The 16,573-nt window shown below is 69.6% G+C and carries 18 protein-coding genes and 1 pseudogene; 12 read left to right on the top strand and 7 right to left on the bottom strand.

The genetic code is table 11. The features are described from left to right. The 5 genes and pseudogenes from HOQ08_RS04135 to HOQ08_RS04115 all read left to right on the top strand — a co-directional run. A pseudogene (locus HOQ08_RS04135) lies at positions 1–219 on the top strand (ubiquinone biosynthesis regulatory protein kinase UbiB); the annotation flags it as partial. Positions 220–325: 106 nt separating this feature from the next. After that, positions 326–1,024: a pseudouridine synthase gene (locus HOQ08_RS04130; protein WP_291191948.1), complete on the top strand. Its 699-nt coding sequence runs from the start codon at positions 326–328 to the stop codon at positions 1,022–1,024. A gap of 73 nt (positions 1,025–1,097) precedes the next feature. Next, a complete protein-coding gene (gene arfB / locus HOQ08_RS04125) occupies positions 1,098–1,520 on the top strand; it encodes an alternative ribosome rescue aminoacyl-tRNA hydrolase ArfB (protein ID WP_291191946.1) in 423 nt (140 codons plus the stop codon). Further along, positions 1,517–2,110, top strand: a complete 594-nt coding sequence (locus HOQ08_RS04120) for a 1-acyl-sn-glycerol-3-phosphate acyltransferase (RefSeq protein ID WP_291191944.1) — start codon at positions 1,517–1,519, stop codon at positions 2,108–2,110. Before arfB ends, HOQ08_RS04120 begins: the two co-directional genes overlap by 4 nt. 25 nt (positions 2,111–2,135) lie before the next feature. After that, positions 2,136–2,771: a LysE family translocator gene (locus tag HOQ08_RS04115; protein ID WP_291191942.1), complete on the top strand. Its 636-nt coding sequence runs from the start codon at positions 2,136–2,138 to the stop codon at positions 2,769–2,771. Positions 2,772–2,788: 17 nt separating this feature from the next. On the opposite strand, the gene HOQ08_RS04110 is transcribed toward HOQ08_RS04115, so the two are convergent. Next, complete coding sequence (locus tag HOQ08_RS04110) at positions 2,789–3,724, bottom strand: LysR family transcriptional regulator (RefSeq protein ID WP_291191950.1); 936 nt, start codon at positions 3,722–3,724, stop codon at positions 2,789–2,791. Positions 3,725–3,923: 199 nt separating this feature from the next. Here HOQ08_RS04110 and aceB point away from each other — a divergent pair, with 199 nt between their 5' ends. Continuing rightward, on the top strand, positions 3,924–5,546 hold the full coding sequence (gene aceB, locus HOQ08_RS04105; RefSeq protein ID WP_291191940.1) for a malate synthase A: 1,623 nt from the start codon (positions 3,924–3,926) through the stop codon (positions 5,544–5,546). A gap of 102 nt (positions 5,547–5,648) precedes the next feature. Continuing rightward, entirely contained in the window at positions 5,649–6,944 is a 1,296-nt protein-coding gene (gene aceA, locus HOQ08_RS04100) for an isocitrate lyase (protein ID WP_291191938.1), read from the top strand. A gap of 186 nt (positions 6,945–7,130) precedes the next feature. Here aceA and HOQ08_RS04095 read toward each other — a convergent pair whose 3' ends face one another. Both HOQ08_RS04095 and HOQ08_RS04090 read right to left on the bottom strand, forming a co-directional pair. Next, positions 7,131–8,633 (bottom strand): YifB family Mg chelatase-like AAA ATPase, encoded by a 1,503-nt coding sequence (locus HOQ08_RS04095; protein ID WP_291191936.1) that lies wholly within the window; start codon positions 8,631–8,633, stop codon positions 7,131–7,133. A gap of 285 nt (positions 8,634–8,918) precedes the next feature. Then, positions 8,919–9,176, bottom strand: a complete 258-nt coding sequence (locus tag HOQ08_RS04090; protein ID WP_291191934.1) for an accessory factor UbiK family protein — start codon at positions 9,174–9,176, stop codon at positions 8,919–8,921. A 174-nt stretch (positions 9,177–9,350) separates the two neighbouring features. Here HOQ08_RS04090 and glnK point away from each other — a divergent pair, with 174 nt between their 5' ends. After that, a complete protein-coding gene (gene glnK, locus HOQ08_RS04085) occupies positions 9,351–9,689 on the top strand; it encodes a P-II family nitrogen regulator (RefSeq protein WP_291191932.1) in 339 nt (112 codons plus the stop codon). Positions 9,690–9,784: 95 nt separating this feature from the next. On the opposite strand, the gene gpmA is transcribed toward glnK, so the two are convergent. Continuing rightward, positions 9,785–10,528 carry a 2,3-diphosphoglycerate-dependent phosphoglycerate mutase gene (gene gpmA / locus HOQ08_RS04080; RefSeq protein WP_291191930.1) on the bottom strand — a complete coding sequence of 248 codons (744 nt, stop codon included), beginning with the start codon at positions 10,526–10,528 and terminating at the stop codon, positions 9,785–9,787. Positions 10,529–10,668: 140 nt separating this feature from the next. Here gpmA and HOQ08_RS04075 point away from each other — a divergent pair, with 140 nt between their 5' ends. Further along, complete coding sequence (locus HOQ08_RS04075) at positions 10,669–11,328, top strand: hypothetical protein (protein WP_291191928.1); 660 nt, start codon at positions 10,669–10,671, stop codon at positions 11,326–11,328. A gap of 70 nt (positions 11,329–11,398) precedes the next feature. Here HOQ08_RS04075 and hemF read toward each other — a convergent pair whose 3' ends face one another. The 3 genes from hemF to HOQ08_RS04060 form a co-directional block, all read right to left on the bottom strand. Further along, positions 11,399–12,310, bottom strand: a complete 912-nt coding sequence (gene hemF / locus HOQ08_RS04070; protein ID WP_291191926.1) for an oxygen-dependent coproporphyrinogen oxidase — start codon at positions 12,308–12,310, stop codon at positions 11,399–11,401. A gap of 81 nt (positions 12,311–12,391) precedes the next feature. Next, entirely contained in the window at positions 12,392–12,805 is a 414-nt protein-coding gene (locus tag HOQ08_RS04065; RefSeq protein ID WP_291191924.1) for a hypothetical protein, read from the bottom strand. 84 nt (positions 12,806–12,889) lie between these two features. Further along, positions 12,890–13,594, bottom strand: coding sequence for a YdcF family protein (locus HOQ08_RS04060; protein ID WP_291191922.1), 705 nt, complete (start codon positions 13,592–13,594; stop codon positions 12,890–12,892). 141 nt (positions 13,595–13,735) lie between these two features. On the opposite strand from HOQ08_RS04060, the gene HOQ08_RS04055 reads away from it, so the two are divergent. The 3 genes from HOQ08_RS04055 to HOQ08_RS04045 are packed head-to-tail and all read left to right on the top strand — an operon-like array spanning position 13,736 to position 16,529. Next, complete coding sequence (locus HOQ08_RS04055) at positions 13,736–14,941, top strand: beta-ketoacyl-[acyl-carrier-protein] synthase family protein (protein ID WP_291191920.1); 1,206 nt, start codon at positions 13,736–13,738, stop codon at positions 14,939–14,941. Then, the gene (locus HOQ08_RS04050) at positions 14,938–15,735 is read left to right on the top strand and encodes a beta-ketoacyl synthase chain length factor (protein ID WP_291191918.1); all 798 of its coding nucleotides are present in this window, start codon (positions 14,938–14,940) and stop codon (positions 15,733–15,735) included. The genes HOQ08_RS04055 and HOQ08_RS04050 overlap by 4 nt, the downstream gene beginning before the upstream one ends. Then, complete coding sequence (locus tag HOQ08_RS04045; RefSeq protein WP_291191916.1) at positions 15,732–16,529, top strand: glycosyltransferase family 2 protein; 798 nt, start codon at positions 15,732–15,734, stop codon at positions 16,527–16,529. The genes HOQ08_RS04050 and HOQ08_RS04045 overlap by 4 nt, the downstream gene beginning before the upstream one ends. The last annotated feature ends 44 nt before the right edge of the window (positions 16,530–16,573 follow it).

The raw sequence follows: 16,573 nt of genomic DNA, 5'->3' as shown, positions 1-16,573 counted from the left end.
GGCGAGCGGCAGGCGCTGGCCGATCCGGCGGAGCTCGCGTTGCGCGCGGACCTCGCGCTGCGCCGGCGGCGCGCACTGCTGGGCGGATTGTTCGGTGCGGCCATGCTCGGCTGTGCCGCGTTGCTGTGGCTGGCCCGCGGGCCGGACGGCTCGGGCTGGCTCGCGCTGGGTTGCCTGGTGGCCGCCCTGCTCGCCTTCGTCACGAGCGCCAGGCGATGAAGGCCGGTTCACGTTCCGACGGGTGCCGGCCATGGGCGCATGACCCCGGCCGGCGCTGGTGAGTCCCGCGCCCTTCCACTCTCGCGGATGACGCCGCGGACACCTGATGCTCGAGTTGCTCTACCGGGACGATGCCTTGCTCGCGGTCAACAAGCCCGCGGGCCTGCCCGTGCACCGCTCCAGATTGATCGGCCCGGCGGACGCCTTCCTGATCGACCTGCTGCGCGAGCAGGTCGGCGGCGAGCTGTTCCTTCCCCCCCGGCTGCACCGTGCGACCCGCGGCGTGCTGCTGGTCGCACGCTCGGCCGCCGTGGCCGCGGCGCTGGGCGGGCAGTTCATGGGCCGCGGCGTGCACAAGCAGTATCTGGCCGTAGTGCGCGGCTGGCCCGAGCCGGCCGAGGGCCTGGTCGACTACCCGCTGCCCGGCTCGCGCGAGACCGGCCCGCGCCGCGAGGCGCGCACGCGCTACCGGCGCCTGGCCACGGTCGAGGTGCCGGTCGCGTTGGGCCGCTATCCCCAGCAGCGCTACGCGCTGTTGCTGGCCGAGCCCGAAACCGGCCGCTTCCGGCAGATACGCAAGCACATGGCGCACATCCACCATCCGGTGATCGGTGATTGCCAGCACGGACGCAGCGACCACAACCGCCTGTACAAGCAGCACTTCGGCTGCCACCGTATGCTGTTGCACGCATGGCGGCTGCACTTCGCGCATCCGGTGAGCGGCGAGGCGATGAGCCTGCACGCGCCGCTGGATGGCGTGTTCGCAACGGTGCTTGAACGCTTCGGCTGGGCGCCGGTGGGCTGAGGTCGCCCTGCGGCAGCGTCCGCGCTGCAGGCTGGACTTCAGCCTGCCATCGGCCATCCTCTAAACTGCACGCATGCTGTCGATCAGCCGCACCCTCGCCCTCCCCGATACCGAGCTGACCGAGCGCTTCCTGCGCGCGGACGGTCCCGGCGGGCAGCACGTCAACCGCACCGAAAGCGCAGTCGAATTGCGCTTCGACGTCGCCGCCTCGCCGTCGCTGCCGGAGGAGGTACGCGCGCGCCTGCTCACGCGTCGCGACCGGCGCATGACCGACGAAGGCGTGCTGGTGATCCAGGCGCGCCGCTTCCGCGAGCAGGCGCGCAACCGCGACGACGCGCGCGAGCGGCTCGCCGAACTCATCCGCGGCGCGCTGGCCGCCCCGAAGAAGCGCGTGGCGACGCGACCCACGCGCGCCTCGAAAGAGCGTCGCCTGGCCGGCAAGCAGCAACGCGGCAAGCTCAAGCAGGCGCGCTCGCGCGATTGGAGCGGCGAATGAGCGGTGCCATGCTGCCGCCGGTGCCGCCACAGGCGCCGCGGCTCGACAGCCGGTTCTGGCCCTGGCTGATGCGCGGCCTGCTGCGCCTTTCCGGCTGGCGGTTGCTGGGCGAACTGCCGGACTGCCCCAAGCTGATCATCATCGGCGCGCCGCACTCGTCCTACTGGGACGGGGTGTGGGGCCTGATGATCAAGATCGCGCTGGGGCTGGACATCAAGATCATGATCAAACGCGAGGTGCTGGACAGCCCGCTCGGCCTGATCCTCAGGCCCATCGGCATGATCGGCATCAACCGCAAGGCCGCGCTCAACGTGGTCGGCCCGATGGTGCGCCGCTTCGCCGACCATCCGCGCATGTGGCTGGGGATCACCCCCGAAGGCACCCGCAAGCACGTCAAGCACTGGAAGAGCGGCTTCCTGCGCATCGCCCGCGAGGCCGACGTGCCGGTGCTGCCGGTGTTCCTCGACTACCCGACCCGCACCTTCACCCTGGGCACGCTGCAGTACGCCACCGACGACCCCGATGCCGACATGGCGCGCATCCGCGGGCTGTTCCGCGGCTATCGCGGCAAGCACCGCAACAGCGAATAGCGTTTCCGCACAGACGGATCGACCCGTGACGGCCCTCGGCATCCAGCATTTCGGCGCCTTCCTGCTCGCCTGCATCGCGCTCAATCTCACGCCGGGCCTCGATACGTTCTACATCCTCGCCCGCAGCGGCCGCGAGGGTCCGCGCGTGGGCCTGGCCGCAGCGCTGGGCATCAACGCCGGGTGCGTGGTGCACACGCTGGCGGCCGTGCTGGGCATCTCGGCCATCTTGATGGCCTCGGCGCTGGCCTTCGGCATGCTCAAGTACCTGGGCGCGGCCTATCTGGTGTGGATCGGGCTGCGCATGCTGCTTACCCGGCAGGCCCCACGGGCGCAGGCCGTCACCCAGGGCCAGGGGCTGGGCGCGGCCTTCCGGCAGGGCATGCTCACCAACGTGCTCAACCCGAAGGTGGCGCTGTTCTACCTGGCGTTCCTGCCGCAGTTCGTAGCCATGCATGCGCCCCATCCGCAGTGGGGCCTGCTGGTATTGGGCCTGAGCTTCATCGGCACCGGCCTGAGCTGGTCGCTGGTGCTCGCGCTGCTGGGCGGGCGTATCCATCGCCTGCTCGAAACGCGGCCGCGCGTGGGCTTGTGGATGGACCGGTTCTGCGGCACGGTGCTGTGCGCGTTCGGCGTGCGCCTGGCGCTGCAGCGGCCCGGTTAGCGCGCACTTCTGCCGCCTCAGCGCTCGGCGAGCAGGCCGGGCCGGACCAGGTCGATGAAGGCCCGCGCCTCGGCGCTCAGGAACTTGCCCTTGCGCATCACCACGCCGTAGCTGCGCTGCGGGAAGAAGCGCTTCATGTTGCGCACGGCCAGGCGTGCATGGTCCGCCTCGGTGATGCAGATGCCGGTGACGATCGAGATGCCCAAGCCGCTGGCGACGTACTCCTTGATGACCTCCCAGCCGCCGACCTCGATCGCCACCTGGTAGGGCACCTGGCGCTGCTGGAACACCAGGTCGACCAGCCGGTAGGTGGACAGCCGCTGCGGTGGCAGGATCAGGCCGTAGGGCGAAAGGTCCTCCAGCGTCACCTCGGTCTTGTGCGCCAGCGGGTGGTCCGGCGGCGTGATCAGCATCGGGTCGTAGTGGCGCAGTGGCGTCCAGGCGATGTCGTTGGGTACCTCCAGCATGGAACCGACGGCGAAATCGGCCTCCTCGGCGCGCAGCAGCGCCAGGCCGTCGCGGCCGGTGACGTTGGCCAGCTGCAGGTGCACCGCCGGGTAGGCCTCGCGGTAGCGGCGCACCAGCTCGGGCAGCAGGTACTGGATGGTGGAGGCGCCGGCGGCGATGGTCAGGCGCCCGGCCTTCAGGCCCTTCACGCGCGCCTGGAAATCGCGGTCAAGGTTGTCCCAGCCCTCGATCAGCGGCCGCGCCAGTTCGTACAGCGCCTCGCCGGCGTCGGTCAGGTTGATGCGCCGGCGCCGCCGCTCCAGCAGCGGCACGCCCAGTTCACGCTCCAGGGCCTGCAATTGCAGGGTGACGGTGGGCTGGGAGAGGAACAGCGCCTCGGCCGCGCGCGTGAGCGTGCCCAGCTTGACGATGCTCACGAAGGCACGCAGCTGCTTTTGGCGGTTGCCCTTGTAGTAGTAGCGCTCGGCCGTTTCGACCGCTTCCAGCTCCGTGGCAGGCGTTTTCCGGGCAGCGGCATGGCGCACCTTGCGGGTCCGGTTCACGGGCGTTTGTCCTCCAGGGAGCTTCTGAAGTCAACTTTTAACTACATATTTGAGAATTTCAATAAGAAAGATTGAAACATTCGCTTTGTCAAATGTGAGTCTGCGGGCCTAGCTTGGATGCACCCTCTTCCGGAGCTGCACCATGGCCGTCCCGCAGGAACGACTCGATCCCGGCCCGCTGACCGTCCACGGCGACACCGCCGCCCACGCCAGCCTGCTCACCCCCGATGCGCTGGCCTTCCTGGCCGATCTGCACCGCCGCTTCGATGCCCGGCGGCGCGACCTGCTCGCGGTCCGCGCCGAACGCCAGGCCGCCTGGGATGCCGGCGCCCTGCCCGACTTCCGCACCGACACCCGCGCCATCCGCGAGACCGACTGGCAGGTGGCGCCCATCCCGCCGGCGCTGCGCGACCGGCGCGTGGAGATCACCGGTCCGGTCGAGCGCAAGATGATCATCAACGCGCTCAATTCCGGCGCGAAGGTGTTCATGGCCGACTTCGAGGATTCCTCGACGCCGACCCTGGCCAACCAGCTCGACGGTCAGCGGAACCTGATCGACGCGGTCGCCGGCACCATCGCCTACCGCTCCGCCGAGGGACGCGAATACCGGCTCGGCCCGGACCCGGCCGTGCTGGTGGTGCGTCCGCGCGGCTGGCACCTGCCCGAGCGGCACTTCGAGGTCGACGGCGAACCGATGGCCGGCGCGCTGGTGGACTTCGGCCTGTTCACCTTCCACAACGCGCGCGTCCTGCACGCGCGTGATCGCGGCCCGTACTTCTACCTGCCCAAGCTGGAGGCGATGGAAGAAGCCGTGCTGTGGAACGAGGTGATGGCGTACGCCGAGGGCGAGCTGGGTCTGCCGCGCGGCTGCATGAAGGTCACCGTGCTGATCGAGACCCTGCCGGCGGCGTTCCAGATGCACGAGATCCTGCACGCGCTGCGGGAGCGTGCGGTCGGCCTCAACTGCGGCCGCTGGGACTACATCTTTTCCTACCTGAAGACCCTGCGCGGCCACCGCGACCGGCTGCTGCCCGAGCGCGGCCAGGTGCAGATGACCGTGCCCTTCCTCAAGGCCTACTCCGAGCTGCTGATCCAGACCTGCCATCGCCGCGGCGCGTTCGCCATGGGCGGCATGGCGGCACAGATCCCGATCAAGGGCGATGCCGCCGCCAACGACGCCGCGCTGGAGAAGGTGCGCGCGGACAAGCTGCGCGAGGTGCGTGCCGGCCACGACGGCACCTGGGTCGCGCATCCGGCCCTGGTGAGCGTGGCACAGGCGGTGTTCGACCGACACTTGCCGGGTCCCAACCAGCTCCATGTGTTGCGCGAGGACGTCACGGTCACGCGCGAGCAGTTGCTGGCTCCCGCCTGCGGCACCATCACCCGTGCCGGCTTCGACAACAACGTCGAAGTGGCGCTGCGCTACACCGCCGCATGGCTGGACGGCCTGGGCTGCGTGCCCATCCATCACCTGATGGAGGACGCCGCCACCGCGGAAATCGCCCGCGCGCAGTTGTGGCAGTGGCTGCACTATGCCGCCGAGCCCGGCGAGCGCAACGACTGCGTGCCGCTGGAGTTCGACGACGGCGCCCCGATCGACATGGCACTGTTCGACCAGGCGCTCGCTGCGCACACGCACCGGCTGCGCGGGAGTGACCATCCCGGCGCGGGGCGCGCGGATGCGGCCGCGGCGCTGCTCGCCGAATTGACCCACGCCGACTCGCTGGGCGCCTTCCTCACGCTGCCCGCCTACGAGCGCCTCTGATCCGCCGTCCTTTCGAGACCGCGCGGATGTTTCCGGCCACCCCGAGCCCTCGCCAACCCCTCTCCCCGGCGGAGAGGGACCCACATCACGGAGCTTGAATCCATGAAGACCACCCTGCCGACCGCCGAACAGCTCACCCTGGACTGGACCAACAATCCGCGCTGGGCCGGCGTGCGCCGCAACTACGGCGCCGAGGACGTGGTGCGCCTGCGCGGCACCGTGCCGATCGAGTATTCGCTGGCCCGCCAGGGCGCGGAGAAGCTGTGGCACGCGCTGCACAAGGAGGACTTCGTCAACGCACTGGGAGCGCTCACCGGCAACCAGGCCATGCAGCAGGTGAAGGCGGGCCTGAAGGCCATCTACCTCTCCGGCTGGCAGGTCGCCGCCGACGCCAACGTGGCCGGCGAGATGTATCCGGACCAGTCGCTCTACCCGGCCAACTCGGTGCCGCTGGTGGTCAAGCGCATCAACAACGCGCTGCTGCGCGCCGACCAGTTGCATCACGCCGAAGGCAGCGACGAGGTCGACTGGCTGGCGCCGATCGTGGCCGACGCGGAGGCCGGCTTCGGCGGCGTGCTCAACGCGTTCGAGCTGATGAAGGCAATGATCGAGGCGGGCGCCGCCGGCGTGCATTTCGAGGACCAGCTCGCTTCGGTCAAGAAATGCGGGCACATGGGCGGCAAGGTGCTGGTGCCCACGCGCGAGGCCATCGACAAACTCACCGCCGCGCGCCTGGCAGCCGACGTCTGCGGCGTGCCGGCCCTGCTGGTGGCGCGTACCGACGCCGATGCGGCCGATCTGCTGACCTCCGACGTCGACGACAACGACAAGCCCTTCCTCACCGGCGAACGCACCATGGAAGGCTTCTTTCGCGTCAGGCCCGGCCTGGATCAGGCGATCAGCCGCGGGCTGGCCTACGCGCCCTACGCCGACTTGGTCTGGTGCGAGACCAGCAAGCCGAACCTGGACGACGCGCGCCGCTTCGCCGAGGCGATCCACGCCAGGTATCCGGGCAAGTTGCTCGCCTACAACTGCTCGCCGAGCTTCAACTGGCGCAAGAACCTGGACGACGCCACCATCGCGACCTTCCAGAAGGAGCTGGGCGCGATGGGCTACAAGTTCCAGTTCATCACGCTGGCCGGCTTCCACAGCCTGAACTACGGCATGTTCGAGCTTGCGCACGGCTATGCCCGGCGACAGATGAGCGCCTTCGTCGAGCTGCAGGAAAGGGAATTCGCTGCCGCCGAGCGCGGCTTCACCGCGGTCAAGCACCAGCGCGAGGTCGGCACGGGCTACTTCGATCAGGTCACACAAGCGATCCAGCAAGGGCAATCGTCGACTACGGCACTGAAGGGGTCGACCGAAGAGGCGCAGTTCCAGCGGGCGTCAGCCGCCTGAACCTACTGCCAGCGGGGCAAGGGACGATGGCTTTGAGGGAGGGGCCGGCCCCGGTATCGGGCGGGGGAGGGAGGGGGACCGATACCGGGGCGGCAGGCCGGTGACATTTTAAGTACCGGCGAGTGCAGATATTAAACGGACGCCCGCCAAAGTCAATACCCGCGGGTACAGAAATTTCGGAGGCAATCAGAAGCGTCGGTACTGCAAGGCTTCGGCCAGGTGCGCCCGGTCCAGCAGCGCCGCGCCACCGTCGAGGTCGGCAATCGTGCGCGCCACCCGCAGGGTCCGGTGATAGGCGCGCGCCGACAGCCCCAGCCGCTCCAGCGCCGCTTCGAACCAGCGCCGTTCGGTCGGGCCCAACCCGCAATCGCGCTCCAGCTCGCGCGTATTGATCTCGGCATTGGCCCGGCCGGCCCTGGCCAAGGCCCATTCGCGGGCCTGGATTACCCGTGCGCGCACGGTCGCCGAATCCTCGTCATAAACGCTATGGGGCGCGCCGAGTTCGGCCAGCGGCACGCGCGGTACCTCGACGCACAGGTCGATGCGGTCCAGCAGCGGGCCGGAGATGCGGCTGCGGTAGCGTTGGATCTGGTCTGGCGTGCAGCGACAACGCTCGCGGGCGTCACCGGCGTAACCACAAGGGCAAGGGTTCATGGCGGCAACGAGCTGGAATTGCGCCGGAAACGTCGACTGCCGCGCCGCGCGCGACACCAGGATATGTCCCGATTCCAGCGGTTCGCGCAGAACTTCGAGCACGTGCCGGCTGAACTCGGGCAACTCGTCGAGGAACAGCACGCCGTTGTGCGCCAGCGAAATCTCGCCCGGACGGGGGTTCGAGCCGCCGCCGACCAGCGCTATCGCCGATGCGGTGTGGTGCGGCGCACGGAACGGACGGCGCCTCCAGTGGGCCGGATCAACCGGTTGGCCGGCCACCGACAGCACGGCACAGGTCTCCAGCGCTTCGGTTTCGTCCAGTGGTGGCAGGATGCCGGGCAGGCGTTCGGCCAGCATGGTCTTGCCCGTGCCGGGCGGGCCGATCAGCAAAAGATGATGCCCGCCGGCTGCAGCGATCTCCAGCGCGCGGCGTGCCTGCAGCTGGCCGCGCACATCGACCAGGTCGGGCACGCCCGGATCCACCGCCGGCACATCGTCGGGCCGGCCCGGCAGGGTCAGCTCCTGCGCATTGCGCAGCCAGCCGCAGACTTCGGCCAACGTATCGGCCACCAGCACCTCGGCTTCCGGCACCAGTGCCGCTTCAGCGGCATTGGCGCGTGGCACCACCACGCGCCGCCCGCGCGCCCGTGCGCGCAACAGCGCGGGAAGCACGCCCGAAACGCCTCGCAGATCTCCGGACAATGCGAGTTCGCCAAGAAATTCGCACTGGTCGAGCTTCTCCCGCGGCACCTGTCCCCCGGCGGCCAGGATGCCCAGCGCAATAGCCAGATCGAAGCGGCCACCGTCCTTGGGCAGCTCGGCGGGGGCCAGGTTCACCGTGACCTTGCGGTTGGGATATTCGAACGCGGCGTTCTGGATCGCCACGCGCACGCGATCGCGCGCCTCGCGGACGGCTGCCTCAGGCAGACCGACGATGTGCGTGCCCGGCAGGCCACCGGAAAGGTGCACTTCGACCATGACCTGCGGCGCGGAGACGCCTTCCTGTGCCCGGCTGAGGGTGACTGCCAGGCTCATGGCTTCGCCAGCGTGGTCTGGCGCGCGATTGGCGTTGAACGTGCCGGCGAGAAAGAGGAAACCGACTGATCCGGCCGATCAGGCACGCATGGGCAGGTGGCCGCGTAGGATTCCTTGGTCCCTTGCGGGTTGCGGGCTGCGCAGCCGTCGTCCCGGCCGTACGCGATAGGGTCGCCAGGATGCATGTGGAATGCGACTCCATCGACAGACAGGCAAAAAATAACCGCCCCCGATCGTTCTCGGGGTGAGGGTGACGGATCGGGGGCGGCTCCCGGGAGCTGGCAGCTAGAACCCGCGGGCAGCTGCGTCGGCCTCCAGTTCGGCGACGCGCCTTTCCAGTTCGTCGACCTTGGCGCGGGTACGCGCCAACAGCTGACTCTGGGCTTCGAACTCCTCGCGGGTGACCAGTTCGAGGCGACGCAATCCCTGCATCAGGACATCGTGGAAATTGGTTCGCAAGTCCTGCTGCGCTTGTGCCAACCCTGGCGGTACCAGCGACACAAGTCGCAATGCAATTCTGTCGATTTCCTGCCGGTCCATCATGGACGGCGCCTCGAACGGGTCGGAATGAAGTCTAGGTATAGGGGACGTGTGTGTGCCATCGGCCGGCTCCGCCAGAATTTGTAGGGATTGTCCTACACGCTCCGCCGGGGCGACAGCTTGGGGACGGACAGGCACAATGCTCGTCTGCTTGCACAGGTACCGAAAGGAGCATCCATGAAGCTGGTCGTGGCAGTCATCAAGCCGTTCAAGCTGGACGACGTGCGCGAGGCACTGGCCGAGGTCGGCGTGCAAGGCATCACGGTGACCGAGGTCAAGGGCTTCGGCCGGCAGAAGGGTCACACCGAGCTTTATCGCGGCGCCGAATACGTGGTCGACTTCCTGCCCAAGATCAAGCTGGAAGTGGCCGTGGCGGACGACCAGCTCGAGCGGGTGATCGAGGCCATCCAGCACTCCGCGCGTACGGGCAAGATCGGCGACGGCAAGATCTTCGTCAGTCCGCTGGAGCAGGTGATCCGCATCCGCACGGGCGAACTGGACAACGATGCGCTCTGAGCGCCTCGGCCATGGGCGCGCACGAAGCGCCGGTGGCGCACCAGCAGGCCCGCGCAACAGCTGACGCAGCAGCCGACCACCAGGCCGGCTGCGTCCTACTTCGCCTTGCCCTGGCTCGCCACCGCGGCCATCTTCGCCGCGATCGCCTCGGCGTCGCCCAGGTAGTAGCTGCGCAACGGCTTCATGGCCTCGTCGAACTCGTATACCAGCGGCACGCCGTTGGGCACGTTCATCTCGACGATGGCCTCGTCGGAAATGTGGTCCAGGTACTTGATCAGCGCGCGCAGCGAGTTGCCGTGGGCGGCGACCAGCACGCGCTGGCCGGAGGCCACCGCCGGCGCCAGCACGTCGTGCCAGTACGGCAGCACGCGGGCGACGGTGTCCTTCAGGCACTCGGTGTCGGGGATCATCGACGGATCGAGCAGGGCGTAACGCGGATCGCACAGCGAGGCATTGGCGGTGCGCTCCAGCGGCGGCGGCGGAATGTCGTAGCTGCGGCGCCAGACCTTGACCTGGTCCTCGCCGTATCTTGCGGCGGTCTCGGCCTTGTTGAGGCCGGTCAACCCGCCGTAGTGGCGCTCGTTCAAGCGCCAGTCGGTGACCACCGGGATCCACATCAGGTCCATCGCGTCGAGCACGCCCCATAGCGTGCGCACGGCGCGCTTGAGCACCGAGGTGTGCGCCACGTCGAACGCGTAGCCTCCCTCCAGCAGCAGCCGGCCCGCTTCCTTCGCCTCGGCCATGCCCTGCTCGGTGAGATCGACATCGGCCCAGCCACTGAAGCGGTTGTCGAGGTTCCACTGGGACTGGCCGTGGCGGATCAGGACGAGCTTGTGCATGGCGTTGGCTTCGCGACCGGAAACGTGAAATGGTGCGGGGTGTCCGCGTGCAGGTCAAATCGGACCCTGCCACAGGTCATGCCAACCGTGGCTGGCCGGTGCGCATCCAAGCCCACGCGTTCACCACACGGAGCACCACCATGGGTCGTCATCTCCTCGCCTCCGCCCTGGCCCTCGCCCTCTGCCTGCCGCTCGCGGCGCGGGCCGGCGACGGCGACATCGACAAGGTCAACGGCACTGCGCGTGTCGAGGCCGGCGAGCATGCCGGCAACGTCAGCACGGTCAACGGCGCGGTGCGCGTGGGCGACAACGCGGTCGTGCGCGAAGCCAGCACCGTCAACGGCGCGATCGAGCTGGGCACGCACGTGCAGGCCGACTCGCTGGGCACGGTCAACGGCAGCGTCACGGTCGGTGCCGATGGCCGCGTCCGCGGCAAGATCGAAGCGGTCAACGGCGCCATTCGGCTGGGCCGCAACGTCGATGTCGGCGGACGGGTGTCCAACGTCAACGGCGCCATCGCGCTGGACGCATCGCACGTGGCCGGCGGCCTGGGCACCGTCGGCGGCGACATCGACGTGGGCGAGGGTTCGCACGTGGAAGGCGGCATCCTGGTGGACAGGCCCGGCGGCTGGTTCCACTTCGGCGACAGCCGTCCGCCGCATATCGTGATCGGCCCGCACGCCGTGGTGCAGGGCACGCTGGAGTTCCGCCGCGAGGTGGTGCTCGAGGTCAGCGACAGCGCGCAGATCGGCAAGGTCGTGGGCGCCACGCCGGTGAAGTTCAGCGGCGAGCGGCCGTGATCGCAGGGTGGGGCCAGCCCGCTAGCCGCTTGCCGTAAGAGCACTGGCGGGCTGAAGCCCACCCTGCGACTTACATTTCAGCGAGCCAATCGCGCGGCTTGAGGTAATCCCCCAGCCGCGCTTCCGGCGAGCCGGCCTGCGGCGCATAGGCGTACTCGAAGCGCACGCGCGGCGGCAGGCTCATCAGGATCGATTCGGTGCGCCCGCCCGACTGCAGCCCGAACAGCGTGCCGCGGTCATAGACCAGGTTGAACTCCACGTAGCGGCCGCGCCGGTACAGCTGGAACTCGCGCTCGCGCTCGCCCCAGGGCGTGTCGCGGCGACGTCCGGCGATCGGCAGGTAAGCATCCAGGAAGCCCTGGGCCACGTCGCGGGTGAATGCGAAGCAGCGCTCGAAGCCGCCCTCGTTCAGGTCGTCGTAGAACAGGCCGCCGATGCCGCGCGTCTCGTCGCGATGCTTGAGGTAGAAATATTCGTCGCACCAGCGCTTGTAGCGCGGGTAGACGTCCGCGCCGTAGGGCGCGCACAGGTCGCGTGCCACCGTGTGCCAATGCCGCACGTCTTCGTCGAACGCATAGAACGGGGTGAGGTCGAAGCCGCCGCCGAACCACCACACCGGTTCGACGCCTTCCTTGCTCGCCTCGAAATAGCGCACGTTGGCGTGCGTGGCGGGCACGTACGGGTTCTTCGGATGCAGCACCAGCGAGACGCCCGTGGCGATGAAGCTGCCGCCGGCCAGTTCCGGCCGGTGCGCGGTGGCGCTGGGCGGCAGCGTGTGGCCGCTCACGCGCGAGAAGTTGACCCCGGCCTGCTCGAACAGCGCGCCGTCGCGCAGCACGCGGGTACGGCCGCCGCCGCCCGCCTCGCGGGTCCAGCGGTCCTCGACGAAGCGCGCGCCGCCGTCGAGGGTTTCCAGGGTGCGGCAGATGCGGTCCTGCAGCTCGCGCAGGAAGGTTTCGGCCTGGTCGGCTTGCTGGCTCATCGGGCGTCCGGAAAATACGACCCGCAGAGCTTAGCAAGCACGCCCGCGCCGGCGCTGCGGCGCGTCGACGCGGGCGCGGATTCAGCTGGCGGTGGCCGAGATCAGTTCCAGGTTGCGGCCGATGTCGCCGGAGAGGTACTGCATCCAGCCCATGTAGTTGGAATGGATCAGGCGGGTGCCGTCGCGCTTGACCTCGTACTTGAGGTTCTTGCTGTCGACGTAGCGGATCTGCACCTTCTTGGTGTCGAAGTCGACGCGGATCTTGGCGACCCACTCGTCGCGGCTGAGGCTGGCGGCGATGCTGCCGGCCTGCTGCTCGCCGACGGTCCAGCCACGGCCCATCAGTGCGGCCTTCACGGCCTTGCCCACCTGCACGTCGGTCAAACCGGCCGGCACGCTGATCGGTGCCGGGTCGACCAGCGGCGACTGGCGGAACGCCATGGTCAGCATCAGCAGCGGCAACAGCAGGACCAGCAGGAAACGGGATCGAAACATGGGACTTCCCCTGTCAACGGACGCCGGCGGAACGCGGCGGCGGGAGTCTGACCCGGCACGCCAGGCGGACACAAGCGCAGGCGCTCAGCTGATCCGCGAGGCCATGCGCCGGTGGCCGACCAGCTGCGCCCAGCGCATGCCCAGGTCGATCCACATCACGTAGGTCGCTTCCATCGCCAGCCGGAGGAGATAGCGCGGCGTGTGCGTCAACGTCTCCTCGGCCGCCGCCGGATGCGCGTCGAAGCCCAGCCGCTGCGCCAGCAGAAGGCAGCGCGCCAGGTGGTAGCGACTGGTGAGCAGCGCGACCGGCGGCAGCACTTCGGCGCGGTCGCCGCCCTGCAGCAGCCCGCGCGCGTGGCGCAGGTTCTGCAGCGAGTCGACCGATTCCTGTTCCAGCTCAACCGCGGCATCGCCGGGCAGGCCCTGCTGCTGCAGCCAGGCGTGGCCGGCCTGCGCCTCGCTGCATGGGCCGCCGCTACGCCCGCCGAGCAGCAGCACCCGCCGCGCCCGGCCGGCCCGTATCCATGCGAGCGCACGGGTCAGGCGCGCGCGGTAGTCCCCTTCGGGCTCGTCGCCCTCGAGCTGCCGCCCGAACACCAGCAGCACCCAGCGACCGGACAGTGTGGTCGGACTGCACCGGGCGATGCGCCACACGTGCACCAGGTAACCCAGCCACACCAGGCCGCCGCTGAGCAGTACCGCGAGCAGGGTCACCGCGCCCGCGTGCAGCACGTCGGCGTCGCGCAGGTAGCGCCAGGGATTGCGGGGAGCTGGAGCGGCCACGGACACGTCGATCCAGAGCAAACCGCAAGTGTGCGCAGGCGTCCGCGCCACTGCAATCGTGCACGCACCCCTCATCTGCCTGAACAAGCGGCCGCCGCCGCGGAAGCGAGGCTAGGCAAGGTCGGGCACCGCCGCTAGGCTGATTCGATGCTGCAACCGATCACCCCGCTCGCGATCTCCGCCTTCACCGCCACGTCCGCGCTGGGCCGCGGGCTGGATGCCCACCGGCACGCTCTGCAGGAAGCCCGCTCCGGTCTGCGCGCCAACGATTTCAGCCATGCCGCGCTGGCGTGCTGGGTGGGCCGTGTCGACGGTCTCGAAGAGGCCACGCTGCCGGTTGCGCTGGCCGCCTGGGAATGCCGCAACAACCGGCTGGCCTGGCTGGGCCTGAACCAGGACGGCTTCCTCGCTGCCGTGCACGCGGCGCGCGGGCGCTACGGCGCCGCCCGCGTGGCGCTGCTGCTGGGCACCTCCACCGCCAGCATCGGCGCCACCGAGGAGGCCTACCGCCGCCTCGACGCCGACGGTGGTTTTCCCGACGACATGCTGCGCCCGCCGATCCATGCGCCGCACTCGTTGGCTGGCTTCGTCGCCGATGCGCTGCAGCTGGAAGGCCCGTGCCTGACCGTCTCCACCGCGTGCTCCTCCAGCGCCAAGGTATTCGCCAGCGCCGAGCGGATGATCCGGCTGGGGCTGGTCGACGCGGCGGTGGTCGGCGGAGTCGACACGCTGTGCGAGAGCGTGCTGTTCGGCTTCAACGCGCTGGAGCTGGTCTCGCGCGCGCCATGCCGGCCGTTCGATCGCACCCGCGACGGCATCTCGATCGGCGAGGCCGCCGGGTTCGCGCTGCTCGAGCGCGTCGATGCCGCGCCCGGCGCACCGCGCCTGCTCGGCTACGGCGAGGCCAGCGACGCCCACCACATGTCCACGCCGCACCCGGAAGGCCTCGGTGCCGAGCTGGCCCTGCGCGATGCGCTGGCGCGCGCAGGCCTGCAGCCGGCCGAGGTCGACTACGTCAACCTGCACGGCACCGCCAGCCTGAAGAACGACGAGGTGGAAGCGGCGCTGATCGCCCGCGGCTTCCCGCCGTCGACGCGCGCCAGCAGCACCAAGGGCTTCACCGGCCACACGCTCGGTGCCGCCGGCATCCTCGAGGCGGTGATCGCCTTGCTGGCGATCGGCCACGGGCTGGTCCCCGGCAACCTCGGGGGCAGGGAGCCGGACCCTGCCTGCGGCCGGCAGTTCGCCTGGCGCAACGAGGCGCGGGCGGTCGACGTGGCGCTCAGCAATTCGTTCGGCTTCGGCGGCAACAACGCCTGCCTGGCCTTCGCCCGCGCGGGTCGTTGCGCATGAGCGGCTTGCAGGTGTGCGTCCAGGGCATTGGCGTATGGTCCCCGCAACTGGCCGACTTCGCGGCGTTGCGCAACGCGCTGCAGGGTCAGCCGGCCGCGCCGGCGGCGGCACACCCGCCAGCGGTCAGGCTGCCGGCCAACGAGCGCCGTCGTGCGCCACAGAGCGTGCTGCTCGCAATCGAGGTGGCCGACCAGGCGGTGGCGATGAGCGGGCTGGATGCGTCTGCGCTGGCCTGCGTGTTCGCTTCTTCGCACGGCGATCAGCCGATCATGGATTACATGTGCGCGGTCCTCGCCGGCGCGCCCGCGGAGCTTTCGCCCACGCGCTTCCACAATTCGGTGCACAACGCGCCGGCCGGCTACTGGACCATCGCCACCGGTTGCCACGCGCCGTCCAATGCGGTGTGCGCGCAACGCGCCAGTTTCGGCGCCGGCCTGCTGGAAGCGGCCTGCCTCGCGCTGGCCGACGCGCGGCCCGTGCTGCTGGTGTGCAGCGATACCGCGGGCAGCGGGCCGCTGGCCGAAGTCACCGGCTGCTCCGCGCCGTTCGCCTGCGCGCTCGTTCTTGCTCCGCAACCGGATGCCTGCACGCTGGGCCGACTTGATCTGCACCTTTGTCCCGGTAGCATCCTCGATGCATCGCCGGCGCCGCCGGTGCTGGCCGACTGGGTGGCCAGCAGCCCGTCGGCCACGGCATTGCCGCTGCTGGCATTGCTCGCGCAGGGTGCGGGCCGCTGCCGCCTGATGGCCGCCGGTTCGCTCGGCATGGACGTCCATTTGGAGGAATGCGCTTGAAACCGATTTCGCCGCGCTGGTGCGTACTCATCCCCTGCCTCAACGAAGAGGCGGCGATCGGGCGGGTGGTCGCCTCGGTGCTGGCGCTGAACGTGCCGGTGATCGTCATCGACGACGGTTCTGACGACCGCACCCCGCAGATCGTGGGCGGCCTGCCGGTGACCCTGTTGCGCCATCCGGTGCGCCGCGGCAAGGGCGAAGCGTTGCGCAACGGGTTCCGCGAAGCCCTCCGGCAGGGCTTCGACGCGGTGGTGACGATGGACGGCGACGGCCAGCACCTGGCCAGCGACGTGCCGCGCATCGTCGCTGCAGCGCAACGTTATCCCGATCACATCGTGATCGGCGCACGCCTGCTCGAGCGCGAGCAGCAACCGAAGGGCCGCCGCCGCGCCAATGCGGTGGCCGACTGGGGCATTTCCTGGGGTTGCGGCTTGCCGGTGGCCGACACGCAGAGCGGCCAGCGCTGGTATCCGCGCGCCGCGCTGGAGCTGGTCGACCTGCCGGCGGAGAACTTCGTGTTCGAGGCGGCGATCCTGATCGCGGCCTGCCGCGAGAAGGGCCTGGGCGTGGTGTCGGTGCCGATCGCCTCGCGCTACCAGGGGGAATTCCGGCTCAGCCATTTCAGTCCGGTGCGCGACGTGGCGCGCATCACCACCTACACCATCGGCCGGGTGATGCACTACGGCGGCATGCTCGCCAGCTACCGGCGCTCGCACGAGGCACTGCCGACGGTGATCGACGACGAAGGTTTGCTGGGGGTGGAGGCCGGCGAACCGGCGCGGCTGATCCGCTGACGCACCCGGCGGTGCGCGGCGCGCGGCATCAGCGCCTTCGGCCG

The sequence above is a fragment of the Frateuria sp. genome (assembly GCF_013362045.1).
Lineage (GTDB): Bacteria > Pseudomonadota > Gammaproteobacteria > Xanthomonadales > Rhodanobacteraceae > Frateuria_A.
Note: the sequence above shows the minus strand (reverse complement) of the source record. Positions and strands in the feature narration are given on the sequence as shown.

Bases quoted from the DNA above. Each gene is read 5' to 3' on its own strand.
- HOQ08_RS04130 (WP_291191948.1), top strand. From the start codon at position 326: ATGCTCGAGTTGCTCTACCGGGACGATGCCTTGCTCGCGGTCAACAAG.
- arfB (WP_291191946.1), top strand. From the start codon at position 1,098: ATGCTGTCGATCAGCCGCACCCTCGCCCTCCCCGATACCGAGCTGACC.
- HOQ08_RS04120 (WP_291191944.1), top strand. From the start codon at position 1,517: ATGAGCGGTGCCATGCTGCCGCCGGTGCCGCCACAGGCGCCGCGGCTC.
- aceB (WP_291191940.1), top strand. From the start codon at position 3,924: ATGGCCGTCCCGCAGGAACGACTCGATCCCGGCCCGCTGACCGTCCAC.
- aceA (WP_291191938.1), top strand. From the start codon at position 5,649: ATGAAGACCACCCTGCCGACCGCCGAACAGCTCACCCTGGACTGGACC.
- HOQ08_RS04095 (WP_291191936.1), bottom strand. From the start codon at position 8,633: ATGAGCCTGGCAGTCACCCTCAGCCGGGCACAGGAAGGCGTCTCCGCG.
- HOQ08_RS04090 (WP_291191934.1), bottom strand. From the start codon at position 9,176: ATGATGGACCGGCAGGAAATCGACAGAATTGCATTGCGACTTGTGTCG.
- glnK (WP_291191932.1), top strand. From the start codon at position 9,351: ATGAAGCTGGTCGTGGCAGTCATCAAGCCGTTCAAGCTGGACGACGTG.
- gpmA (WP_291191930.1), bottom strand. From the start codon at position 10,528: ATGCACAAGCTCGTCCTGATCCGCCACGGCCAGTCCCAGTGGAACCTC.
- HOQ08_RS04075 (WP_291191928.1), top strand. From the start codon at position 10,669: ATGGGTCGTCATCTCCTCGCCTCCGCCCTGGCCCTCGCCCTCTGCCTG.
- hemF (WP_291191926.1), bottom strand. From the start codon at position 12,310: ATGAGCCAGCAAGCCGACCAGGCCGAAACCTTCCTGCGCGAGCTGCAG.
- HOQ08_RS04065 (WP_291191924.1), bottom strand. From the start codon at position 12,805: ATGTTTCGATCCCGTTTCCTGCTGGTCCTGCTGTTGCCGCTGCTGATG.
- HOQ08_RS04055 (WP_291191920.1), top strand. From the start codon at position 13,736: ATGCTGCAACCGATCACCCCGCTCGCGATCTCCGCCTTCACCGCCACG.
- HOQ08_RS04050 (WP_291191918.1), top strand. From the start codon at position 14,938: ATGAGCGGCTTGCAGGTGTGCGTCCAGGGCATTGGCGTATGGTCCCCG.